Consider the following 22,472-nt stretch of genomic DNA (forward strand, 5'->3'; position numbering starts at 1 on the left):
ATGCAGCACTTTATCCAACACGGTTTATAAGGAGTAATCATGACAACCAATACCCTGCTCAAGCAAAAAATCAGTGCCATTATCAGCGAAAAACATTTGCTCAAACATCCATTCTATATCGCATGGACCGAAGGCAAATTGACCAAGGAACAACTGCGTCATTACGCGGAACAATATTTTTACAACGTACTGGCCGAACCGACTTATTTAAGCGCGGTGCACTTCAATACACCGCACATCCATTCGGAAACCAACAGCGGCGACATCAGCGTGCGTCAGGAAGTGTTGCGTAACCTGATCGACGAAGAACACGGTGAAAAAAATCACCCCGCATTATGGAAAAATTTTGCCTTTGCACTGGGCGCGAACGATAAAATTCTGGCCAATACAGCGGCATTGCCATCGACCGAGAATCTGGTCGACACCTTCCGCGATATTTGCCTGAACCGCCCGTTCTATGCCGGATTGGCAGCGCTGCACGCATTTGAATCGCAAGTGCCTGATATTGCCGCGGTGAAAATCGATGGCTTGGCTAAATTTTATGGCATGAAAAACCCTGAAGATTATGAATTCTTCTCGGTACATCAAAAAGCCGATATTTATCATTCTCAAGCCGAATGGGCGATCATCGAACGCTTTGCCGATACCCCGGAAAAACAAGCCGAAGTACTGGCTGCAACCCAAGAAGCGTGCGATGCGCTGTGGGGCTTCCTCGACGGTATCCATGAAACCTATTGCAGCAATCTGATTTGCGAAGAAAAACAAGCTGCAACGGTTCACTAAGTTTGTAACAACAAGCTGTAAGCTGACGATCAGCCCGGAACGGATCACAATGCAAGTTGTGTCTGTCCCGGGCTTGTTACTGATGAATCCGGTTTTTCGTGATCTCAATCGTTATTAAACCTTCTCCGCTTCAAATCGACTGAATCCATGCCTACACACGATCGATGCTGTTCAATAGCACCGTATTTCAAGATCGCCGAGGGTAAAATCGGCCAGTTCAAACAGCTCTGCGAGCAGTTCGTTGCCAGAGCAAGCAGCGAACAAAAGTGTCTCTACTATGGTTTCTGCTTTCAGGGTGACGAAGCGTATTGCCGCGAAGGGTACGAAGGCGCGGAAGGATTGCTGGCGCACTTGGACAATGTGGGTGATCTGCTGCAACGCGCGCTTGAGATCGCTGAGATTGTCCGTTTGGAAATCCACGGACCCGAGGAAGAACTGAAAAAACTGTACGAACCGTTAGCACAGTACAATCCACAGTATTTTGTGCTGGAATACGGTTTCCGGCGGTAATTGACTGTTTGATTAATGCCTGTTTTGGATGCTAGCTTCAATCGCATCCAGCATCATTCCTGCGACATTAAATCCCGTTTGCTGGGTTATTTCCTGCATGCCCGTTGGGCTGGTGACGTTAATTTCTGTCAGATAATCGCCAATCACATCCAAACCGACCAGCATTAAACCGCGCTGGGCTAATTCAGGTCCGAGCGATTCGGCGATTTCCCGGTCTCGCTGTGACAGCGGTTGTGCCACGCCGGTACCGCCAGCGGCCATATTGCCGCGTGTTTCACCCGGTTTGGGGATGCGCACCAGCGCATGGGGTACAGGCTTGCCGCCGATGAGCAAAATGCGCTTGTCGCCTTGCGCAATCTCGGGGATAAACCGTTGCGCCATGATGGTTCGTGTGCCGTAATGGGTCAGTGTTTCAAGAATCACGCTGATATTGTGATCGGCGCTGTGCACGCGGAACACGCTGGCGCCGCCCATGCCGTCGAGCGGTTTCAGGATGATATCCCGGTGCTGCGCGAGAAATTCCCGGATCAAATGCGCCTGGCTGGTGACGAGGGTAGGGGCGATCCATTGTGTAAATTGCGCAATCGCCAGCTTCTCGTTGTGGTCGCGGATCGCGCGCGGACTGTTAATGACGAATGCGCCTTGCGTTTCCGCCAGTTCCAGTAAATAGGTGCTGTACACATATTCCAGATCAAACGGCGGATCCTTACGCATCAGCACGGCGTCAAATTCGTTCAACGGTACCGGTAAGCTATCGCCGGTGTTATACCAATGTCCATCGCGCTGGGGTGTGTCCGTCAAAGTCAGGGAACGGGAAAAGCCGGTTACCGTGTGATCGATTAAGGCGATATCGTGCTGATAGAGCACGTAAATCTGGTGATTCCGGGCAAACGCCTCGCGCATCATCGCAAAGCTGGAATCTTTTGCGGTTTTAATCGAATCCAGCTGATCGATGATAAAGGCGAGTTTCATGGCGGTATTCAGGCGGATAGTGGCGGTTGCGCATCCGGATCGGTCTGCTCCAGTTCCAGTGCGGCGGCTAGCAGCGCGAGACGGGCAACGACGCCATAGGCATAAAAGCGATTTGGAATGATGTTCGGTTGTGCAGCGTTGGCTTCCAGACAGGAGGTTTCAAATGCCAGCGGCACGAAATGCATGCCGGGTGCGTTCAGGTTTTCATCGATGCCGCGCCCGGTGTGCACGCGGTAAAAACCACCGACGACGTAGCGGTCGATCATATAAACGACCGGCTCCGCGACGGCCTGATTGATGGTCTCAAAGGTGTAAACGCCTTCCTGCACCAGCACATGGGAAACTTGCAGCCCTTCTTTCACCACGGCCATTTTGTTACGCTGCTTGCGGTTGAGATTATAGATATCCTCGCCGCTCTTGACTGTCATGATGCCCATGCCATACGTGCCGGAGTCCGCCTTGACGATGACAAACGGATCTTCCTTGACGCCGTACTGCTGATATTTTTTACCGATGACCGAGAGAATCCGGTCGATCCCGGCTGCGACGCATTCCACCCCTTGTTTTTCCAGGAAATTGATTTCTCCGCATGAAGTAAAACGTGGATTGATCAACCAGGGGTCGATGCCGATCAGATCGGCAAATTCCTGCGCCACGCGATCATAGGCAGCAAAGTGCTCCGATTTGCGTCGCGTCGCCCAACCGGCATGCAAGGACGGAATGACGGTTTGGTGCAAGTTCTGCAAAATATCCGGGACACCGTTGGATAAATCATTATTCAGAAGCACCGCACAGGGATCAAAATTTTTGACGCCGAGTTTGTTATTTTTACGAATAATCGGTTCAAGCGTGATGAATTGCCCATCCGGCAAGTCAATCCGGGTGGCTTCGGTGATTTCGGGCAGCAACGTACCCAGGCGCACATTCAATCCGGCGCGCTGTATGATGTTTTGCAGGGTTGCGATATTCTGCAAGTAGAATGTATTGCGCGTGTGATTTTCCGGAATCAGCAGCACGCTGTGCGTATCCGGGCATATTTTTTCAATCGCGCTCATCATCGCCTGCACGCATAGCGGGATGAACTCCGGGTTCAAGTTATTGAAACCGCCGGGAAACAAGTTGGTATCCACGGGCGCCAATTTGAAACCGCTATTGCGCAAGTCGACCGAACAGTAAAGGGGTATGGCATGTTCGCGCCACTTACTCCTGAACCAGTGCTCAATGGTCGGCATGGCATTGATAATACCGCTTTCAAGATCAAGGATAGGGCCGCGCAGAGCAGTAGAGAGATGAGGTACTGGCATTTCCGTATGAAGTGTTAAATCGGAGCGATTATAGCATTATGTCTTGGGCAGATTGTGAAGCGCGCTATCCTCAAGTATCTTATGGTTCTTTGCTTAAAACCAATTTCTTACCGGTATGTTCAATCCATTACAGCCTGTTCTCATTTTGTTAGCCGTGTCGGTATTGGCGGTGGTCGTTTTCCGTTTATTGCGGCTGCCGCCGATGCTGGGTTATTTATTGGCGGGTGTGAGCATCGGTCCGTATGCGCTGGGTTGGATCGCGGATAGTGATGAGACTCGCCATTTGGCTGAGTTTGGCGTGGTATTTCTGATGTTCAGCGTGGGTCTGGAATTCAGTTTACCCAAGCTGATTACGATGAAACGGATTGTTTTCGGTTTTGGCACGGCGCAAGTGGCGATCTGCATTCTTCTAGTGATGGCAATCGCCTGGATGCTGGCGCTGGATTGGCGCACCGGGTTGGTATTGGGCGGTGCTCTGGCAATGTCTTCCACCGCCATTGTGAGCAAAATACTGACGGAACGGGCCGAACTCAATTCCACGCATGGCAGGCAAGTGATCGGCGTGTTGCTCTTTCAAGACCTGGCGGTTATTCCATTATTGATTGTGATGCCCGCGCTGGCGGCTGAGATTGATAGTGATTCGAACGATTTCAGTCTGATGTTGACGGTCGCTTTGCTGAAAGTGGTCGCTGTTCTGACCTTTCTGTTATTTTTCGGGCAGAAGTTGATGCGCCCCTGGTTTCATTTGGTCGCCCGGCAGAAATCATCGGAATTGTTCGTGCTGAATGTGCTGTTGATTACGCTGGGTATCGCGTGGTTAACCGAACTGGCCGGCCTGTCAATGGCTCTCGGAGCATTTTTGGCGGGTATGTTGATCTCCGAAACGGAATACCGCTACCAAGTGGAAGACGATATCAAACCCTTTCGCGATATTTTGCTGGGTTTGTTTTTTGTGACGATTGGTATGTTGCTGGATATGCAGGTCGTGATTGAGAACTTCCTGTGGATATTTGCTATTTTGGCGGCGCTGATCGTGCTGAAAATAGTCGTGATTGCCGGACTGTCGCGCTTGTTTGGCGCGGATGCCAACGTCGCGATCAGGACGGGAATGAATCTGGCGCAGGCAGGGGAGTTTGGATTCATTCTGTTGGCGCAAGCGGGTGAATTCGGTTTGATCGGCAATTCGATTCTGCAGCCGGTGCTTGCGGCGATGGTGCTATCGATGTTTATCGCGCCCTTTATCATTGAGTACAGCGAATCGATGATTCACCGTTTTTACGGCTCGGATTGGATGTATCGCGCGATGCAGATCACATCCATTGCGGCGCAAACGATGGTGACGCAGAATCACGTCATTATCTGCGGCTACGGGCGTAGCGGCCAAAGCATGGCGCGGATATTGGAACAGGAGTCGATACCGTTCATCGCCTTGGATCTCGATCCGCAACGTATCCGCGAGGCGGCCGGCGCGGGGGAGGCGGTGGTGTACGGCGATGCGGCCCGGCGCGAGGTGCTGATTGCGGCGGGTTTGATGCGCGCCAAAGTATTGGTGGTCAGTTATGCCGATACGGTTTCTACGTTAAAAATTCTGAAACACGTCCAGGAGTTGCGTCCGGATCTATCCGTTGTTGTTCGCACACGTGATGACACCGATATCGATTTATTGAAGGAGGCCGGGGCTACGGAAGTGGTCGCGGAAATCATGGAAGGCAGCTTGATGTTGGCATCCCATGCGCTGATGTTTGTCGATATATCGACCGGGCGAATTTTGCGCCGCATTAGAAAAATCCGTGAGCAGCGTTATAGCCTGTTGCGCGGCTTTTATTATGGCGTGACCGATGAAGCAGAGGACAACAGCGATAAACTGTTGCCGCGTTTGCTGACGATCACCATCATTCAAGGTGCGGCTGCGATTAATAAAACGCTGGGTGACATGGATCTGGCAAGTCTGGATGTCGAAGTCACCGCGGTGAGAAGACGCAACATCCGCGGATTATTGCCTACCGGGGAAACGCGTCTGGAACTTGGCGATGTGATTGTGCTTCGCGGAACGCAGGAAAATCTCGCGGCGGCTGAAATCAAGTTAATACAAGGCTGAAAATTGCTGATTGAGTGGATTTTGGTTCGATGGCTAGATAACAACAGGATTTATTGTGATATCGATTCGAGTCATTGCAATCCCATTCATTCAGTATGGCTATAATCGTTACAAGCTACTAAGAATAGACAGTTTTCTTCAAAAAGTGTATATTCTCCGTTCCGTCCTTTTGGCTCTTCATAGCTTAAAAGGCAGATGTTGGTAATCTTGACGATTACATGACAAGTAGTAATTAAGAATGGCGCATAAAGAAGCGCGAAATTCATCATTTATGGAGGGATATATGATTAAAGCTGTTCAGGCGGTTGTAGGACTCGGATTGCTCTGTCTAGGCGCAACACAAGCTGTTGTTGCTTCAACAGACATCTCTAAATTGCCACGTGTAAAACAAGAATTGGTAGCTCCACCAAATGTACCTGTACACGATCAAGTTTCAAAAGGGCCGAAAATTGTTGAAATCACAATGGAAACCCAAGAGAAACTGGTTGAAGTGGCTCCTGGTGCGAAAGTTTGGGGTCTTACCTTCAATGGTAGCATTCCTGGTCCGCTCATTGTCGTGCACGAAGGCGACTATGTTGAATTGACATTAAAAAATCCAAAAAGCAGCACATTGGCGCATAACGTAGACTTCCATGCAGCAACCGGTGCATTGGGTGGCGCAGGTTTGACACTGGTTCAACCAGGTGAAGAAGTTGTGTTGCGTTGGAAAGCAGTTAAAGCAGGCGTGTTTGTTTACCATTGCGCACCTGGTGGAACCATGATTCCATTCCACGTTATTTCCGGTATGAATGGCGCTGTTATGGTATTGCCAAAAGATGGCTTGAAAGATGCCAAAGGCAAGCCATACAAATATGACAAAGCATTCTATATTGGTGAACAAGATTTCTATCTGCCAAAAGATGCAAGCGGAAAATTCAAAACCTATGGCTCTCCAGCTGAAGGTATGGCAGACATGTTGGAAACTGCAAAGGGACTCATTCCTACTCACGTAGTGTTTAACGGTGCTGTTGGTGCAATTACAGGCGACAATGCATTGAAAGCAAAAGTAGGCGAGAAAGTATTGTTCATCCACTCACAATCTAACCGTCCTTCCTATCCGCACTTGATCGGTGGCCATGCTGATCTGTTCTGGCAAGAAGGTTCATTCAACGACGTTCCTTTAACCAGCCAAGAAACCTGGTTTGTTGCAGCTGGTGGTGCTGTTGCTGCTGCATATGAATTCAAACAACCTGGTTTATATGTTTACCTCAGTCATAACCTGATTGAAGCTGTATTATTAGGTGCTGCGCTGCATATGAATGTTGAAGGTAAATGGGATGATGATCTCATGACTCAACTTAAAAAACCTGCAAGCTTTGACGCAAAAGCTGCAATGGATCACTAAGATTTGATGTAGTGTTCTATTGAGGTAGTGTTTAAAGGCCTCAACCTGTTATGGGTTGAGGCCTTTGCCGTTTTGACCCCTTGAGTTTTCATTTTTGCTTGCGACAACTTTATGACGATTAAATCCCATATTCGTACGGTTCCTCATTATCCCCATCACGGCATCATGTTCCGTGATATCACGACATTGCTAAAAGATTCCATCGGACTGCGGACAACCATTCAGGAAATTGCAAAGCGTTACAGCAATGTGGAGATTGATAAAGTCGTCGGCATTGAGTCGCGCGGTTTTATTATCGGCGCGCCTGTGGCCTATCAGCTGGGTAAAGGCTTCGTGCCGATTCGTAAGCGAAATAAATTACCGGCGGAAACCATAGGAAGAGACTATCAACTGGAATATGGCAGTGACCGGATTGAGATTCACGTCGATGCGATCCAGCCGGGAGAACGAGTGCTGCTTGTGGATGATCTGATTGCGACCGGTGGAACCGCTGAAGCTGCTGTTGGCCTGATCCGGGATATGGGCGGTGAAGTGGTGGAATGCTGCTTTGTGATTGATCTGCCCGATGTGGGCGGTAAAGCCCGGCTGGAAAATTTGGGATGTCCGGTGTTTGCGTTGTGCGAGTTTGAAGGCGATTAGATACGCCGTTTATAGCATTCTTTTTAGTTTGAACGGATTTTTACGTTTGCTCTAATGCGGATAGTATTTTTTCATGGATACCGCCAAAACCTCCGTTGCTCATGATTAAAATATGATCGCCAGGCACTGCGATCGCTGCGATCGCTTGGACGAGCTGATTCAGATCATCAAAACAACGCGCCTTGTTATGTAATGGTAGCATGGCATCTTTAGCCCAGTGTGCATCGCGGGTGAAACAGAGCACCTGATCGGCTTCGCTCAGACTCTGCGCAAGCGAATCTTTCCATACCCCCATTTTCATGGTGTTTGAACGCGGTTCCAGGACTGCGATAATCCTTGCTTGACCGGTATGAGTCCGTAAGCCTTCGATTGTTGTCTGAATGGCGGTCGGGTGATGGGCAAAATCATCATAAACGGAGATACCGTTGACCGTGCCGCGTTTCTCCATGCGGCGTTTAACATTCTTGAACTGCGCTAATGCTTCGATGCTTACGTTGACCGGTATTCCGGCATGCCGCGCAGCGATCAACGCAGCCAGGGCATTCATACGGTTATGTTCGCCCAATAAATCCCATTGCAAGCAACCATGTAATGTTTCGTTGCAATAGATATCGATCGTATTGTTTGTTTGCGCTTTGGTATGCCAGCCACTTTCAGTACCGAATTCTTCCACCGGTGTCCAGCAGCCTTGTTTGAGGACATGCCTCAGATTTGGATCTTTGCCATTTACGACGATTAAACCGTTATTCGGAATAACTCGCACAAAATGATGAAATTGTCGTTCAATCGCTGCAAGATCGGCAAAAATGTCCGCATGATCGAACTCAAGATTATTCAGTATTGCAGTTTTCGGATGGTAGTGAACGAATTTGGAGCGTTTATCAAAAAATGCCGTGTCGTACTCGTCCGCTTCAATGACAAAGAAAGGCGAGGTGTTCCCGATTCTTGCCGAAATGCCGAAATTCTCGGGAATTCCACCGATCAGGAATCCCGGATTCAATCCGGCGTACTCCAAGATCCAAGCTAACATGGAGCTGGTCGTTGTTTTTCCGTGAGTACCGGACACAGCAAGCACCCAGCGCTGCCGTAGAATATTTTCCGACAGCCAATGCGGGCCGGAAATATAGGGTAAATTCCGGTTGAGTATTTCCTCCATCAATGGATTGCCGCGTGTAACGACGTTACCGATGACGAAAATATCCGGCTGCAACCGGATCTGCTCGGGTGAATAACCCGCTATTAATTCGATCCCTTGCGACTCAAGTTGCGTGCTCATGGGGGGATAGACATCCTGATCGCAACCCGTCACCGTGTGACCGGATTCGCGTGCAATGGCTGCAATGCCGCCCATGAAGGTACCGCAAATTCCGAGTATATGAATGTGCATGATTGGTTTGAAATTCTTGATTCTGCTGACTGGAAACCACTAATATGATTGGCAAGTTTGGGCAATTATAATGGATATGACAGGGCAATACCGGAAGTTGTTGATACTTTATTCTTTCATAGAACAGCTGGAAGGAAATGGCGCAGTGGTAATTATTCTTTTAATTTCAATGCATTGATTGAAAGATGGAAAGTATTCGATCGATTAACGTGAATTATCGCGGACGATTCGCGCCATCACCGACCGGACCGCTGCACTTGGGTTCGCTGGTCGCGGCCGTAGGCAGCTATGCCGATGCGAAATTTCATGGCGGCAAATGGCTGGTTCGGATTGAGGATGTCGATTTGCAACGTAGAGTGCCCGGAGCGGCCAAGCAAATTTTGGATACGCTTGAGAAATTGGGTATGGAGTGGGACGAGGAAGTCATCTACCAAAGCCGCCGCTCCGAGGCATACCGGGACGCTTTGCAGGTTTTGAATGAACAAGGCTTGCTTTATCCCTGCACATGTTCCCGGAAGGAAATCGCCGATTCCAGCATCACCGGTTTATATGGTTACATTTACCCCGGAACCTGCCTGAATAATCCTGCCTCACCACAAAATGCACATGCGCTGCGTATTCAAACTAATGATGAGATCATTACGTTTCACGATGGTTTGAAGGGACTGTATACGCAGAAACTGTGCAGTGAAGTGGGGGATTTTGTGTTACGACGGGCCGACGGAATTTATGCGTATCAGCTTGCGGTTGTTGTGGACGATGCCGCGCAGAATATTACCCATGTGGTTCGCGGCGCGGATCTCATCGATTCCACACCGCGGCAAATATTTCTGCAGCAGCTGCTGCGTTATCCGATACCGCACTACATGCACTTGCCCGTGGTCACAAACGCAGCAGGGGAGAAGCTCAGCAAGCAAACAAACGCTGCTTCGGTGAATACCGCCGAGGCATTACAGGAGCTAGTTGATGCGCTGAATTTCCTGGGTCAGCAGCCGCCACTGGAAATTCTGCAAGGCGATATTGCTTCTTTTTGGCGTTGGGTCATACAAAATTGGCGCGTGAATCAAATTCCAAACGGTGTGGTATAAAGATAAAGCCATGCAGCCGGTAAGTATGCTAGGCTGTAGTGCAGCCGGGTTCAAGTTAACAATACTGGCAAGGTTTTGCGTTCATCATAGATAAAGGTAAGGAGTTACCGTGGCTTTTCTGCCATTTAATATTTCCAAGCAAGAAAGATTGAAGGTGGTTATTGCCGGTGGCGGATATGCCGGTCTTGCCGCGTTGACCAATCTTTTACAATTTGCGCCAGATACCGACATTACGCTGATCGATCCTAAAACGCAGCATCTGAAGATTACGCACTTGCATGAAACATTTCGCTATCCGCTCGCCGATTTGCTGGTTCCTTTTGCCGATATCGTAAGTCGTTACGGATGCCGGCATACTCCGGCAGCACTGAGCTTTGATCAAAGCGCGTTGGAGAGCTATCAGGACGAGCGGCAGCTGGTGGTGAATGGTGAAGTGATTGATTTTGATTATTTGATCGTTGCGAGCGGTTGCGAGAGCCAGGAACATGATCATAACGATAACGGCAATCTGCTGAATCTGCACGATTTTACCACGGTGAGCGGAGCGGATTTATTGACCAGGTTGCTCGACCGGAGTGATTCACCGCAGCCGTCGATTTCGGTTGTGGGCGGAGGAGCCACGGGAATACAGTTTTTGTTTGAAATAAAGCAATTTCTCGATCGGATCAGACATAAGGCGGAATTACGCCTTATCCATTCAGGTGAACATGTGCTGGAGCAATTTCCTGCCGGGTTTGGTACTTATGCGGAATCCCGCATGCGGGATATGAATATCGCTTTTTATCCGGCTACGTATTACCGTGCACAGCAAAGCGGAAAAATTTTACTGACGGAAAAAGTGACTGAAAAGCAGTTTGAATTGCCTTCCAATTTGACCCTGCTGTTTTTGGGAAAAAAGCAGCGCAATATTTTTACCGCAAATGCTTTCGGACAGGTTATAGTTAATCAGAAGCCGCTGCCCAATATTTTTGTAGCGGGTGATTGTTCGTATTACCAGTCGCTCGGATCGAACACATTGACCGCGCAATCCGCTGTCCGGAAAGGTAAATTAGTGGCGCGTAACGTGCTGCGGCATGCGGGATTCCCCGGATTGCTCGAGCCTTATCTTCATCATGAATTGGGTTATGTGGTGAGCTTGGGACCGTCGGATGCGGTAGGTTGGCTGGTTGCGGAAGGTAACTTGATCACCGGTATTCCGGCTTTAGCGATTAAAGAAATTGTTGAGGCGCAATATGACTTATTATTGGCAGGAATCGATACCTATTTGGTTTAGCAAACACCGTGCGGGAGGCATTTTATGCTTGGTTTGTTCAAAGACAGCCCTGTAATTGGCAAGGCCAGTGCAATAATTCAAAGTCCCACCGATAAACTTTTCAATTTTATCGGTAATGATCTGCTTATTAATTATCCTCGATGGTCTCCGGAAGTTAAGGAATTGGAGAAAATCACCGATGGTCCTATAAAAATAGGAACCGTCTGCCGTCAAGTCCGCATCGATCAAGGCAATCGTTCGGAGTCGACCTTCAAAGTTAAATTTTTTGATATTGGCGCGCGTATCTGTTTTGAAGGCGTTTCCAATCCGTACCGGTGTGATTATGTCATTGAATCAGTGAATGCTTCCGATAGCCGGATAACTTTTATTTTTGAGTTGCTGAGTTTGGATCTGCATGTCAGGCCGTTTGAGAAGCTGGTGCGTATCGCTGTTCAAGATGGAACCGAAAGAACTGTCAAGAATATCAAGAAACTGATCGAGGCGGAGTAGGTTGATTCGAAATGGCAGGCCCGTTCGTACGTATTTAATTATGCTAACAGTTGATTAACCTGGAGAGAAGATCATGGATTTTATCGTTGAAAAAGACCCTGGATTAATTCCACAAGTATTGTCCAAGATTCTTGATTCATGTGTGAACGGTGTAACACTGGCTGATCCCGATCAAGAGGACATGCCTTTGGTTTATGTCAATAAAGCGTTCGAGATAATAACCGGTTATACGTTAGCGGAAACGGTAGGCAGGAACTGCCGTTTCTTGCAGGGTGATGAACACGATCAGACCGGTGTTAAGCAGCTGAAGGAAGGAATAAAGCATAGAAAACCGGTGGAAGTGGTTCTGAGAAACTTTCGTAAGAACGGTGAGTTATTTTATAACCACTTACTGGTTTCCCCGCTCTTTGATTCGCACGGAAACTTACTTTATTTCCTCGGCGTGCAATTAGACATCACCCCGAAAATCCGTGCGGAAGAGGAAATAAAGGCGTTGAAGGAACAACTGGCGGCACTCAAGCGATAAAGCCGGATGTATGAGCAGCATCCGAATCAATAAAAACCGCACTACCCGCGCATGAAAAAGTCAAACGAGGTGGAGGATTTGCTCAATATGCGGTTGACTCCATCAATCCGATCAGTTTTGTCAGTTCATCGCAGCGGAGAAATAAAATGAATCAACTGATTACTGTAACTTTCCTGCTGGCTTTTCTTTTGCCGGTGTCGATTGCTGCTGCGCCAGCGGATGAAAAACGACTGAACGAGGTGGCGGAACGCGGTGCTCATGTCATGCCGTTTGATTTGGAAAAGACCGTGCATGTTTTTACCAAGACTGAAAGTGGAGGCATTCAGAAGGTTACCGTCAAAAACATATCGGATCAGGAACAAGTCAGTCTGATCAGAACACATCTGTCTGAAATTGCTAATGAATTCAAGCAAGGTAATTTCTCGAGCCCGGAAAAAATTCACGGTGGAGACATGCCCGGATTGGCTGAATTAAAAGCAGCCAATCCGGGAGAAATCAAGATTGAATACAAAGTGCTCCCTATCGGCGCGCAAATCGGCTATTCCTCAGAATCACCGCAACTTATCCATGCAATTCACCGCTGGTTTGATGCGCAGTTAAGCGATCATGCCCGTCATGCCGAACCCGGACAGCCGCATCAGCATCCACCCAGTAAATAATCCGTATCGCATGCATTCGATACCGCGGGTTTCAGCGCTAACTTGCGATACTTTAAGCAATACAATCCTTTCAGAGTGGAACAATCAGCGAAAAGCGAGTCGGGTTCTTACGCTGGATCGTGAGTTCTGCGGAGATCTGCTCACTGAGTAATTGAACAAGCTGTAAACCTAGGGTTTGGGTATTTTCAATATCGAAATCGTCCGGTATCCCCACACCGTCATCACTAATACACACCAGCAGCTGTCCCGGATTCTGGCGCTTAAGGCTGATATCGATATTGCCGCAGCGGTTCTCAATAAACGCATACTTCATCACGTTCGTGCACAGCTCGTTCAGGATCAGCCCTAACGGAATGCTGACATCAATGGGAAGCAGCACCTCCGGATCGGTATCGATATTTATTACGATTCTGGATGTATCCAGCGCATAGGAAACGGATAAGTTATCAACCAGGGATTGAATGAAATTGGAAAAATCGGTACGGGAAAAATCCAATGATTGATATAACACTTGGTGAATCAAAGCCATGGATTTCACGCGGTTTTGACTTTCTTTTAAAACTGATATGGCAGCACTATTATTCAACATGTCAGATTGCATGCCGAGCAGGCTATCGATGATTTGCAGGTTGTTTTTAACCCTGTGATGGATTTCCGACAGCAATAAATCTTTCTCCTTTAACGCGGCTTTGAGTTGTTCCTCTTGAGATTTGCGTTCAGTGATATCAATCACGGAAGCAAGCACCATCACCCCTCTGGGTGTTCGGATCGGGTTCAGGCCTACCTCGACCGGGAATTCTTTGCCATTTTTGTGTTGCCCGTGAAGATCCCTGCCATGCCCCATAGCGCGCGTACTGGGATGTTTTATAAAATCGCTTCTTAACGCCGGATGGTGGGCACGGTGAGATTCCGGTATCAAGACCTCAATCGATTGACCGAGCAATTCCTCGCGTTGATAACCGAAAAGCGCCTCGGTCGTTGTATTGACCATCATGATTTTTCCTTCATGATTGGTCATCACCATGCCGTTCGGGGAAGCTTCGACCGCGAGATGTATCATTTCCTCGGCGTGCTTGCGATCGGTAATATCGACGATGGCAGCCAGCACAAAAATGCCGTCGTGCTCGGTTTCTACCGGATTCAGACCCACTTCAACCGGAAATTCCTTACCGCTTTTATGCAAACCGTAAAGATCCCTGCCATGACCCATGGAACGGGATTTTGATTCGCTGATATAAGCTTGCCGGTAATCGGGATGATGGTGACGGAAGCGCGCGGGAATAAGCACTTCGATCGAGCGGCCGATTAATTCCTGCCTGGAATAACCGAATAGCTTTTCCGTGGCGGAATTCACCATAACGATTTTTCCATCGCAGTCTGTCATGACCATGCCATTAGGGGAAGCTTCTACTGCCAAATGCATCATTTCTGCGGTATTGCTGAAATTTCCAAATCGAGTTGGCGGCATATATATCTGATCCTGTTGTGAGAATGGGACTAAGCCTAAGATTTTAGAGTATTCAGACGATCCGGTAATTTTCTGAGCAAATAAGGTATTTGCTCAGCATCAACTGGTTTACTCAGTAAATAACCTTGCAGCTCATCGCAACCAAGGTTGCCAAGAAAATCAGCTTGCTCGTATGTCTCAATACCCTCGGCAGTTACCTGCAGATTGAGTTTCTGCGCCAGTGCCAGAATAGCTGCTGCAATGGCGCAATCATTCGTATCGTAAGGAATGCCCTTGACAAAACTCTGATCGATTTTCAGCCGCCGTATCGGAAGATTCTTCAATGAACTCAGGCAGGAGTAGCCGGTGCCAAAATCATCGATGGAGATCGGTATGCCCAGGCTTTCCAGTTGTTCCAGGCAGCGGATATAAATTAATTCATTTTGCAGGCAGGATTCGGTGATTTCCAATTCCAGTGAGTGAGCTGGCAATGCATACTGCTGTAACAGTTTCGCGATGAATTGCTGCAAATCTTTATCGGCAAGTTGGCGGATGGAGATATTGACAGCCACGCGGAGATCGCTAAAACCTTCGTCTCGCCATTGTTTGAGTTGCCTGCACGCTTCGGCCAGAATCCAGTTACCGATTTCTACAATCAGCCGGCTCGTTTCAGCGACCGGAATAATTTCAGCTGGGGATAACAGGCCCTTTACCGGGTGTTGCCAGCGGATCAAAGCTTCCACGCCGGTTATTTTTTTCTGCGCTAATGAAAATTGCGGTTGATAATGCAGCCGAAATTCATTTTTAATCAAGGCATGATGCAATTCCCGCTCTCTCGTTAAATAATGAGCGGCTTTTTGAGTCAGCGACGGATGATAAAAAGCGTAACTGTTACGCCCTTTATTTTTTGCTTCGTACATGGCTGTGTCCGCCATTTGCACTAACTCATCGGGATGTAAGGAATGATCCGGGTATGCGCTGATACCGATACTGCATGATGGGATGACTTCCATGTTGTTGATGACGATTGGATGGGACAGGCATTCCAGTATTTTTTCCGCGACTGTGACCAAGGCATCGCGGGATTCGGCATTCGTCACGATAACGATAAATTCATCACCGCCCAATCTACCCAGGGTGTCGCTTTGCCGCAACACCGAAAGCATTCTTTGCGCAACCAGGCAAAGCATCGAATCGCCATGCGAATGTCCCAGGGTGTCATTGATTCTCTTAAAATTATCGAGGTCAATAAACAATACGCCGAGAAACGAGGAACTCCGGATAGCCTTTGCCAGCGCCAACCGGAGCCGGTCCATGATCAGCATGCGATTAGGCAAGTTGGTCAGATTATCGTAGTACGCAATATGCGATAACTGTTCCTGTGTCTCACGGATGGTCGTGATATCCGAAATCATGACGACAAATTGCTGTTCTTCGCTCGCTTCAGCGGGAATGAGTCCAATCGTCAGCCAGACATACATGGTTTCATTATTTTTTTTGAAAGCCGTGATTTCCCCTCGCCAATGGCCACGCTTATCAATGCTTTGCCATATATTATTGTAAGTATTTTCGCCCAAGGAATGGCTGGTAAGAAACGGTAACTCCTTATCTTGGAGTTGATGAGGCTGAAACTTGGTGATTTTATAAAACGCGTTATTGGCGCAATTAAATTTTCTATTTTTATTCAGAATAATGATGCCTTCCGAGGCACATTTGAACACAGTTGCCGCTTGCGCTAACCGGTCTTTCGCCAGACGGCTCTCGGTCGTTTCCTGCAAGATGCCGACGATCTGATGCTTGCCTGCATCGCTATTTTTGAATGATTTACCATACAATTTGTACCAGTAACTTTTTCTGCTATCCGGGCTCACGCGAAATTCAATTTCCGCAGCGGTCCCCTTTTTATTGCGCAGCCTATCGATAAAGTCAGATACTTTCGGCTGGTCGGTCTCGTCTATCGAAAGAAAAAAGCTTTCCCAGTCGGATATCGGCTCAATCGTTCCTTCGGTGCTTTTACCCATGAATATCTCACGAGATTCTCTCGTCACCTCCCAAGTGCCTAATCGCGCTGCCTCCAGTGCGAGACGAAAATGTTGTTCATTCTTTTTTAGCAGAATATCGTTTTCGTAACGCTCGATACTGACTTGGATGATGATGTGCAGTTCTCTGTCGGAGAATGGTTTTAACAAATAACCGTAGGGTTTTGTCGCTTTCGCCCGGGTCACGGTTTTTTCTTCGGAGTAGGCGGTCAAGTAAATGATGGGAATGCTATGCGCTTTTTGCAGCTGGTCCGCCACTTCAACGCCATCCATATCACCTTGAATATGAATGTCCATTAACACAATGTTGGGGATCTCCTGATCCACCAGCGCCAGTGCTTTCTGACCGCTGGCAGCCATTCCCGTGACTTGATAGCCTAATTTTGTCAGACGTCTTTTCAGGTCAAGCGCAACAATCTTTTCGTCCTCGACAATCAGTATCTTGATGTATCCGCTCATACGTGCCCAGCCTCCTGCCAATAATTATTTCGAATAGACAATTACTTGAAATTCAATACCTCTTCCGCGGTGATTTTTTCTAAAAGCCAATAAATTGGGGAACGTAATGTATTGGCTTGAACAAACATCCTCGATTGATAACTATGTTTAAAATGCCGGAACGTTGTGTGGAAGGAATCAAGAAGGAGGAAAACAAGTTAACAAAAAGCAGAATAAATTTATATCAGCGTTGTCTTACACGCGTATTAAAGAAACCTTGAGTGGTTTCGGGTTTTAGGCAGCTACGCACCGGCAATGCGCCGGTTAACGTGGATTTAAAAGAATTTGAAGGGCGCCGGGAAACAGCCTGATGCACTTGCCAAGGAACTATGGTAGGTTATCGGATATTATTAACTCTGCTAGTTTAGAGAGGCTAAAATATTTTTTATGTTCAGCACACATGTATTATGACTATAGCCATCGATCACATATCTATACACGAGAAGGAGTTATGATGAAAAAAAGCAATTACGTTCAATTAGGCGCCGTGATCATTTTAACGGCAATGACGGGCTGCGCGACCAATCCGGGCGGTACGAATCCTGTGGGTGCGGTCAATCAAAGTCTATCAACGATAGAAAACGCAGCACAGAGCGGCAAACAAGTGCTGAATGCCGGTGCTGCGGTTGCCGGTAACGCTGAAGGAGCTGCGCAGATTGGTCTGGTGGATATTTTGGCTCACCGTCTTGGTGTTTCGCCGCAACAGGCTCTAGGTGGCGCCGGGGCGATATTTCAAATGGCGCAAAGCAATATGAATCCGCAGGCATTTTCGTCATTGTCTCGGTCCGTTCCCGGAATGAATACAATGCTGGGCGCAGCCCCCGCCATGTCCAATCTATCCGCGTTAGCGGGTGGTAATAGCACACTTGGCAGTGCTGCTGCGCTTGCCGCATCCTTTCAGCAATTGAATCTTTCCCCTGATATGGTAGGAAAATTCATTCCGGTGATTACCAATTATGTGAGCAAAACAAGCGGACAGGCAACGGCCAATCTGCTGCAATCCGCTTTGACTTCCCGCTAAATTCCAGCGTTTGATTAACGGAAACGAGCAAGTGCAAGTGCAAGTCACACGATGTAAGTGACTTGTGCCTTGTTCGTGCCGTTGCAGCCGAGGTGTAGTGTAGTGTAGTGTGGTGTGGTGTACCGTTACTGCACCTCGAATCGAGCCATAAAACGTAAACAACCTATCCGGCACTTTTCTCCGGATTCTGCCGTTACCTGTAAGATGCTGATAATCGGAGCGCATTGTATTTTGCAATGCAAGCACTCGGGATAAGGTGGTTCCAGAAGAGGGACAGGATGCAAAATCGGACAACTATTCTGAAAGCGGGCGCTTATGCGGGGTTCGCTGGTGCGACGGTGTTCATTGTGCAGGCTGTTTTTACGTCGGTCAGCTCAACCGCCGCTATTGGCCTGATCATGATCCCTTTCTATGGTTTTCCGGCAGCGGGCGCGGGGTGGGCGTTGGTTTATAGCGCTTTTGCATTGCTCGATTTACGTTCCGGCAAAGCGTCATGGAATAGCAGAAATGTACAATTTGCTGCCATATTCCTAACCGCACTTCTGCTCGCGGGGTTAGTTTTCTTCGTGCAACAGCATGCGTTAGCGGTTGCCAAGAATCCTGGATCTGCACCGCAAGCGCTTGAAGCGGTAAATCAACGCTGGATTCCTTGGGGTCGCCGGGAGGTGGAAATCGCGCTGGCTCAGCATCCATCGACGCCACCGGCCATGCTCGAGAGGCTGGCCATGTCCGGCGATGATGCCGTGGTGCAGCGTGCTGGCGCCAATGCCAATATGCCGCTGGCGGCTTTGGAAGGAATCGCGGCAGGGCCGCTCACTTACGAGCGGGTTGCAGGGCTGGCCGGTAATCAAAAAATCTCCCGCGCCATCATGGAAAAATTGATAGCGGCGGCGATGAACGATAGCCATGCGGCCGATCCCGTTCGTCAGGGATTATATAAAACCTATGTTTTGTCGGCGCTCGCCGCCAATGCGGCGCTTCCGCAAGATCTTTTCGATCGCGTGGCTGCTGGCGATTCACCTACGCATTTCCTGATACTGGCGGTGATTAATGCGCCCCGCGCCAGTTGCTTGCAAATGTCCGGGCTGCTCGCTTCTACGCCTGCACTGGAGAATGCCAGCCTATACAATACCATCCTGAGTAAAATGACCGGGAAAGATTGCATCGTTGAGAACTAGCGTCTAAAAACAACCAGTAAACGAGTAAACTGCCGGGGTTGATCTGCGTATACGAATTCGGCATCTGACGCGGGCATCGCTTGAAAAACTGAGAGGAGTGAGAGTGTGATGGACAAAATCATCTATGGCGCTGCGGTGATACTCATGGTCGCCGCAATCGCTTACGGCGGATCGTGGTTATATCAATTTTTACTGGAGCTGTTTAAGAAAACCGTGTAGCAAGAACATTTGCAAACACTGCGATTGGGGATGCATCGGCAGATAGAGCTGGATCATTCTCTGCTAAATCTAGCAGCACGCAATTTCTAAGCGGCTGGATTGGCGCATTGGCGGTGATGTGCGGTTTTTTCAACGCTGGTTTGACAGCCTTTTCACTCCTCAGTACACTCAAACCCAATGAGCGGCAACTTCTGTCTCTCACTTCAAACCTAGTAAAAAGGCAATTCCATGGATATCAACGCTATTCCTGTAGGCGGAAATGTGCCTAACAATGTCAACGTCATCATCGAAGTACCGACCGGTGGTGAACCTGTCAAATATGAATTTGATAAAAAATCCGGTGCACTGTTTGTGGATCGTATCCTGCATACGCCCATGCGGTATCCGGCCAATTACGGTTTTGTTCCGCACACCTTGTGCGATGATGGCGATCCGCTCGATGCGCTGGTGATTGCCCGTTCGCCATTTCTCGCCGGTTGCGTCGTGCGTGCCCGGCCGATTGCATTGCTGCATCTTGAGGATGAGCATGGCGGTGATGAAAAACTGATTTGCGTGCCGGATAATAAAACCTTTCCGTATTACGCCCATGTGTGTGAACGCGACGACCTGCCCGATATTGTGTTTCAGCAGATTGAACATTTCTTTACGCATTACAAGGATCTCGAGCCGGAGAAATGGGTACGCGTGGGCCGTTGGGGTGATTCCGCCGAAGCGCGTGACACGGTGATGCGCGCCATCGACATGGCAAAAGCCTCAAACTGATCACTGCTGTGCCCGAAGCAACGATACGGGCTGCACGGCAAAAGTAGCAGATTGAGCGGCGAATACTATCCGGCAACGCAAAATGTGCGTTGCCTTGTTTCGTTCCGTTCCGTTACTGTACTGTTCATCTGCCAGATTAAGCGTATTGCTATCCTTGATAGCGAAATCAGTCAGACAATAAAACCCGGTAGGTTGTGACGATGCTGGGAATCGCAGACCGATGCCGCGGATACATTGCCGGAACAGGCGGTTTTCCCTCAAATCGAACGGACTGAACGGTTCGTCGGCCTAGGAGTTATTCATGTTTGATACCGCAATTGACACCATTGTCATGCGTCCCTATGTATTTACTTTTTTTGCGGCATTTCTGCTGGTTTGTGTGCCGCATTTGGGCTGGCGCAAGACGCTGACTTTTACACTGGCCGGATATTTGATCGCGTTTACCTCCGAGAAACTCTCGATCACCACCGGATTTCCTTACGGCTGGTACTACTACATCGACGATACAAGCCATCAGGAGCTGTGGGTTTGGGGAGTGCCGTTCTTCGATTCGCTTTCTTACGTTTTCCTGACTTACTGCAGCTACACGACGGCATTGTTCATTCTGTCTCCGTTAGCGACCAAAGGTGCGGATCTGATCACGCTGGAGACGCGCGCCATCCGGCATTCTTGGGCCGCACTGGTATTGGGCGCTTTTTTGCAGACATTTCTGGATATCATCATCGACCCGGTGGCATTGCAGGGAAATCGTTGGTTTCTTGGGCAAATTTACGGATACTACGAAGCAGGATTGCATTTTGGCGTACCGATTTCAAATTACCTTGGCTGGCTGCTGACCAGTTTCCTGCTGGTGGCCGCTTTGCAGCAGATAGATCGCAAGCGGGACGGGAAAGCACCGCGCGGGATTTTTGCCATGCCGTTCCGTTCTCTGTTGGGGCCGGTTTTGTATTTGTCGGTACTGATCTTTAACTGGATAGTCACACTGTGGATCGGCGAGTATCTGATCGCGCTGACCGGTATATTGATTTTTACCCTCCCGGTCGTCATGGTGATCGTTTTGGCTGCTTTGCGGGTCAACCGCTACCGTGCGGAAGAATTGCAGGAGCATTTGGAAAATTATCCTTGGTCACCGCTGAATAAGTCATGAAATTGCAAACCGGTCGCCGGTCCGGTGCAAATTTGACGGTAACCGTGGTTTGTCTTGTCAAGCAATGCATACTTAGGCACTATGGTAGTGGTGTTAGATTAACCAGGAAGTTAGGTTTATCCATTGATTAACCGGGTTATATCCATCAGGAGATGACAAATGATGAAAATTGATCGAAGAATACCGGGATTCGGCGTTTTTTTAGTTTCTGTTTGTCTGGCGGTGACGCTGGCGTTATCCGGTTGTACTGTGAAACTGGTCAGCGGTTATGACGAGACGACCGACAGAGCGGTGACTGATTTACAGCGCAAAACGGAAGCGCATCTGGTGGCGCTGGAATCGGTAGAAGACCTGCCCGAGTGCACATACGAGAATCATAAGCAATTTTATGATGAAGCCAAGGTGGACATTAGCGCGATTACCGTCCGTGCTGCGGCAATTCCGAAAAATGACATCACCACGCAAGAGTCGCAGTTGCTGGCCAGTCAGTTGGATAATCTCGAAAAGCTTCATAAGATCGCGTGCTTATCCAAGGATCAAATCACGCTCGTGCGTACGCACTTCAATACCAGCTTTACGGCAATTCTAAAGCTCGAGTTTGCGAAACGGCGTGGCGAGTAATTGCTGCGCAACGATTGATATCTATCTGAGGAGAATATGATGAGCCTGGATGCGGTTAAATTGGGAAAAGACATACTCGCTGCGTTGAATGGCAGCCTCGCGGAAAAATGGCCCGATGTCAAAGATTATGGCGAGGCCGAAGCGAAAAAACTCGCGCAGACATTGGTGATGATCGGAACGCTGAAAGCCACCGGGAAAATCAATAAGGAACAGGCTGAGTTACATTTGGAAATGCAAAAGAATGCGACGCGGATGGTATTGATGACGATTGAAGGATTAGGCATTCTATCCGCCGAAGCGGCCATCAATTCGGCGCTGATTGCCGTGAAGGATAATGTGAATAAGGAAATTGGCTTTACGTTACTGTAACAAGCTGTTCTCTAAAAAAGATCACCCCTGATTTCTCCGGGGTGATCCGTCCATTGCAA

Annotated in this window: 21 protein-coding genes; 16 read left to right on the forward strand and 5 right to left on the reverse strand. The window is 48.6% G+C overall.

Annotated elements, in window-relative coordinates; all coding sequences use genetic code 11:
• The first annotated feature begins 39 nt into the window (after positions 1-39).
• Positions 40-783: a 4-aminobenzoate synthase gene (locus tag ABD07_RS00680; RefSeq protein ID WP_108698359.1), complete on the forward strand. Its 744-nt coding sequence runs from the start codon at positions 40-42 to the stop codon at positions 781-783.
• Between the two features lie 147 nt (positions 784-930).
• Entirely contained in the window at positions 931-1,293 is a 363-nt protein-coding gene (locus ABD07_RS00685) for a hypothetical protein (protein ID WP_160816680.1), read from the forward strand.
• 12 nt (positions 1,294-1,305) lie between these two features.
• Here ABD07_RS00685 and gshB read toward each other — a convergent pair whose 3' ends face one another.
• Entirely contained in the window at positions 1,306-2,265 is a 960-nt protein-coding gene (gene gshB, locus ABD07_RS00690) for a glutathione synthase (RefSeq protein ID WP_160816681.1), read from the reverse strand.
• An 8-nt stretch (positions 2,266-2,273) separates the two neighbouring features.
• Positions 2,274-3,569, reverse strand: a complete 1,296-nt coding sequence (gshA, locus tag ABD07_RS00695) for a glutamate--cysteine ligase (protein ID WP_160816682.1) — start codon at positions 3,567-3,569, stop codon at positions 2,274-2,276.
• Positions 3,570-3,684: 115 nt separating this feature from the next.
• Here gshA and ABD07_RS00700 point away from each other — a divergent pair, with 115 nt between their 5' ends.
• The 3 genes from ABD07_RS00700 (at position 3,685) to ABD07_RS00710 (ending at position 7,690) form a co-directional block, all read left to right on the forward strand.
• Positions 3,685-5,667: a cation:proton antiporter gene (locus ABD07_RS00700; RefSeq protein ID WP_160816683.1), complete on the forward strand. Its 1,983-nt coding sequence runs from the start codon at positions 3,685-3,687 to the stop codon at positions 5,665-5,667.
• Between the two features lie 238 nt (positions 5,668-5,905).
• On the forward strand, positions 5,906-7,051 hold the full coding sequence (gene nirK, locus ABD07_RS00705; protein ID WP_240142350.1) for a copper-containing nitrite reductase: 1,146 nt from the start codon (positions 5,906-5,908) through the stop codon (positions 7,049-7,051).
• 111 nt (positions 7,052-7,162) lie between these two features.
• A complete protein-coding gene (locus ABD07_RS00710) occupies positions 7,163-7,690 on the forward strand; it encodes an adenine phosphoribosyltransferase (RefSeq protein ID WP_160816684.1) in 528 nt (175 codons plus the stop codon).
• A gap of 40 nt (positions 7,691-7,730) precedes the next feature.
• Here ABD07_RS00710 and mpl read toward each other — a convergent pair whose 3' ends face one another.
• The gene (mpl, locus tag ABD07_RS00715; RefSeq protein WP_160816685.1) at positions 7,731-9,077 is read right to left on the reverse strand and encodes a UDP-N-acetylmuramate:L-alanyl-gamma-D-glutamyl-meso-diaminopimelate ligase; all 1,347 of its coding nucleotides are present in this window, start codon (positions 9,075-9,077) and stop codon (positions 7,731-7,733) included.
• 185 nt (positions 9,078-9,262) lie between these two features.
• On the opposite strand from mpl, the gene gluQRS reads away from it, so the two are divergent.
• The 5 genes from gluQRS to ABD07_RS00740 all read left to right on the forward strand — a co-directional run bounded on the left by gluQRS (position 9,263) and on the right by ABD07_RS00740 (position 13,112).
• Positions 9,263-10,165, forward strand: a complete 903-nt coding sequence (gene gluQRS, locus ABD07_RS00720; RefSeq protein WP_164502708.1) for a tRNA glutamyl-Q(34) synthetase GluQRS — start codon at positions 9,263-9,265, stop codon at positions 10,163-10,165.
• Positions 10,166-10,274: 109 nt separating this feature from the next.
• Entirely contained in the window at positions 10,275-11,438 is a 1,164-nt protein-coding gene (locus ABD07_RS00725) for an FAD-dependent oxidoreductase (protein ID WP_160816686.1), read from the forward strand.
• Positions 11,439-11,462: 24 nt separating this feature from the next.
• Entirely contained in the window at positions 11,463-11,927 is a 465-nt protein-coding gene (locus ABD07_RS00730; protein ID WP_108698349.1) for an SRPBCC family protein, read from the forward strand.
• Positions 11,928-12,000: 73 nt separating this feature from the next.
• A complete protein-coding gene (locus tag ABD07_RS00735) occupies positions 12,001-12,453 on the forward strand; it encodes a PAS domain-containing protein (RefSeq protein WP_160816687.1) in 453 nt (150 codons plus the stop codon).
• A gap of 146 nt (positions 12,454-12,599) precedes the next feature.
• Positions 12,600-13,112, forward strand: a complete 513-nt coding sequence (locus tag ABD07_RS00740; protein WP_160816688.1) for an aspartate carbamoyltransferase — start codon at positions 12,600-12,602, stop codon at positions 13,110-13,112.
• 70 nt (positions 13,113-13,182) lie between these two features.
• Here ABD07_RS00740 and ABD07_RS00745 read toward each other — a convergent pair whose 3' ends face one another.
• Together ABD07_RS00745 and ABD07_RS00750 are read right to left on the reverse strand one after the other, a co-directional pair.
• Positions 13,183-14,580: a PAS domain S-box protein gene (locus ABD07_RS00745; RefSeq protein WP_160816689.1), complete on the reverse strand. Its 1,398-nt coding sequence runs from the start codon at positions 14,578-14,580 to the stop codon at positions 13,183-13,185.
• A 35-nt stretch (positions 14,581-14,615) separates the two neighbouring features.
• Entirely contained in the window at positions 14,616-17,057 is a 2,442-nt protein-coding gene (locus ABD07_RS00750; RefSeq protein ID WP_160816690.1) for an EAL domain-containing protein, read from the reverse strand.
• A gap of 493 nt (positions 17,058-17,550) precedes the next feature.
• On the opposite strand from ABD07_RS00750, the gene ABD07_RS00755 reads away from it, so the two are divergent.
• The 6 genes from ABD07_RS00755 (at position 17,551) to ABD07_RS00780 (ending at position 22,413) form a co-directional block, all read left to right on the forward strand.
• Positions 17,551-18,117 carry a DUF2780 domain-containing protein gene (locus tag ABD07_RS00755; RefSeq protein ID WP_108698343.1) on the forward strand — a complete coding sequence of 189 codons (567 nt, stop codon included), beginning with the start codon at positions 17,551-17,553 and terminating at the stop codon, positions 18,115-18,117.
• Positions 18,118-18,395: 278 nt separating this feature from the next.
• Positions 18,396-19,295 carry a hypothetical protein gene (locus tag ABD07_RS00760; RefSeq protein ID WP_160816691.1) on the forward strand — a complete coding sequence of 300 codons (900 nt, stop codon included), beginning with the start codon at positions 18,396-18,398 and terminating at the stop codon, positions 19,293-19,295.
• A gap of 447 nt (positions 19,296-19,742) precedes the next feature.
• Positions 19,743-20,276 carry an inorganic diphosphatase gene (ppa, locus tag ABD07_RS00765; RefSeq protein WP_160816692.1) on the forward strand — a complete coding sequence of 178 codons (534 nt, stop codon included), beginning with the start codon at positions 19,743-19,745 and terminating at the stop codon, positions 20,274-20,276.
• Positions 20,277-20,577: 301 nt separating this feature from the next.
• Complete coding sequence (locus tag ABD07_RS00770) at positions 20,578-21,423, forward strand: carotenoid biosynthesis protein (protein WP_160816693.1); 846 nt, start codon at positions 20,578-20,580, stop codon at positions 21,421-21,423.
• A 159-nt stretch (positions 21,424-21,582) separates the two neighbouring features.
• Positions 21,583-22,044 (forward strand): hypothetical protein, encoded by a 462-nt coding sequence (locus ABD07_RS00775; RefSeq protein WP_108698339.1) that lies wholly within the window; start codon positions 21,583-21,585, stop codon positions 22,042-22,044.
• Between the two features lie 39 nt (positions 22,045-22,083).
• The gene (locus ABD07_RS00780) at positions 22,084-22,413 is read left to right on the forward strand and encodes a hypothetical protein (protein ID WP_160816694.1); all 330 of its coding nucleotides are present in this window, start codon (positions 22,084-22,086) and stop codon (positions 22,411-22,413) included.
• The last annotated feature ends 59 nt before the right edge of the window (positions 22,414-22,472 follow it).

Origin of the sequence: Nitrosomonas oligotropha, from assembly GCF_009833085.1 — a bacterium.
GTDB classification, from domain to species: domain Bacteria; phylum Pseudomonadota; class Gammaproteobacteria; order Burkholderiales; family Nitrosomonadaceae; genus Nitrosomonas; species Nitrosomonas oligotropha.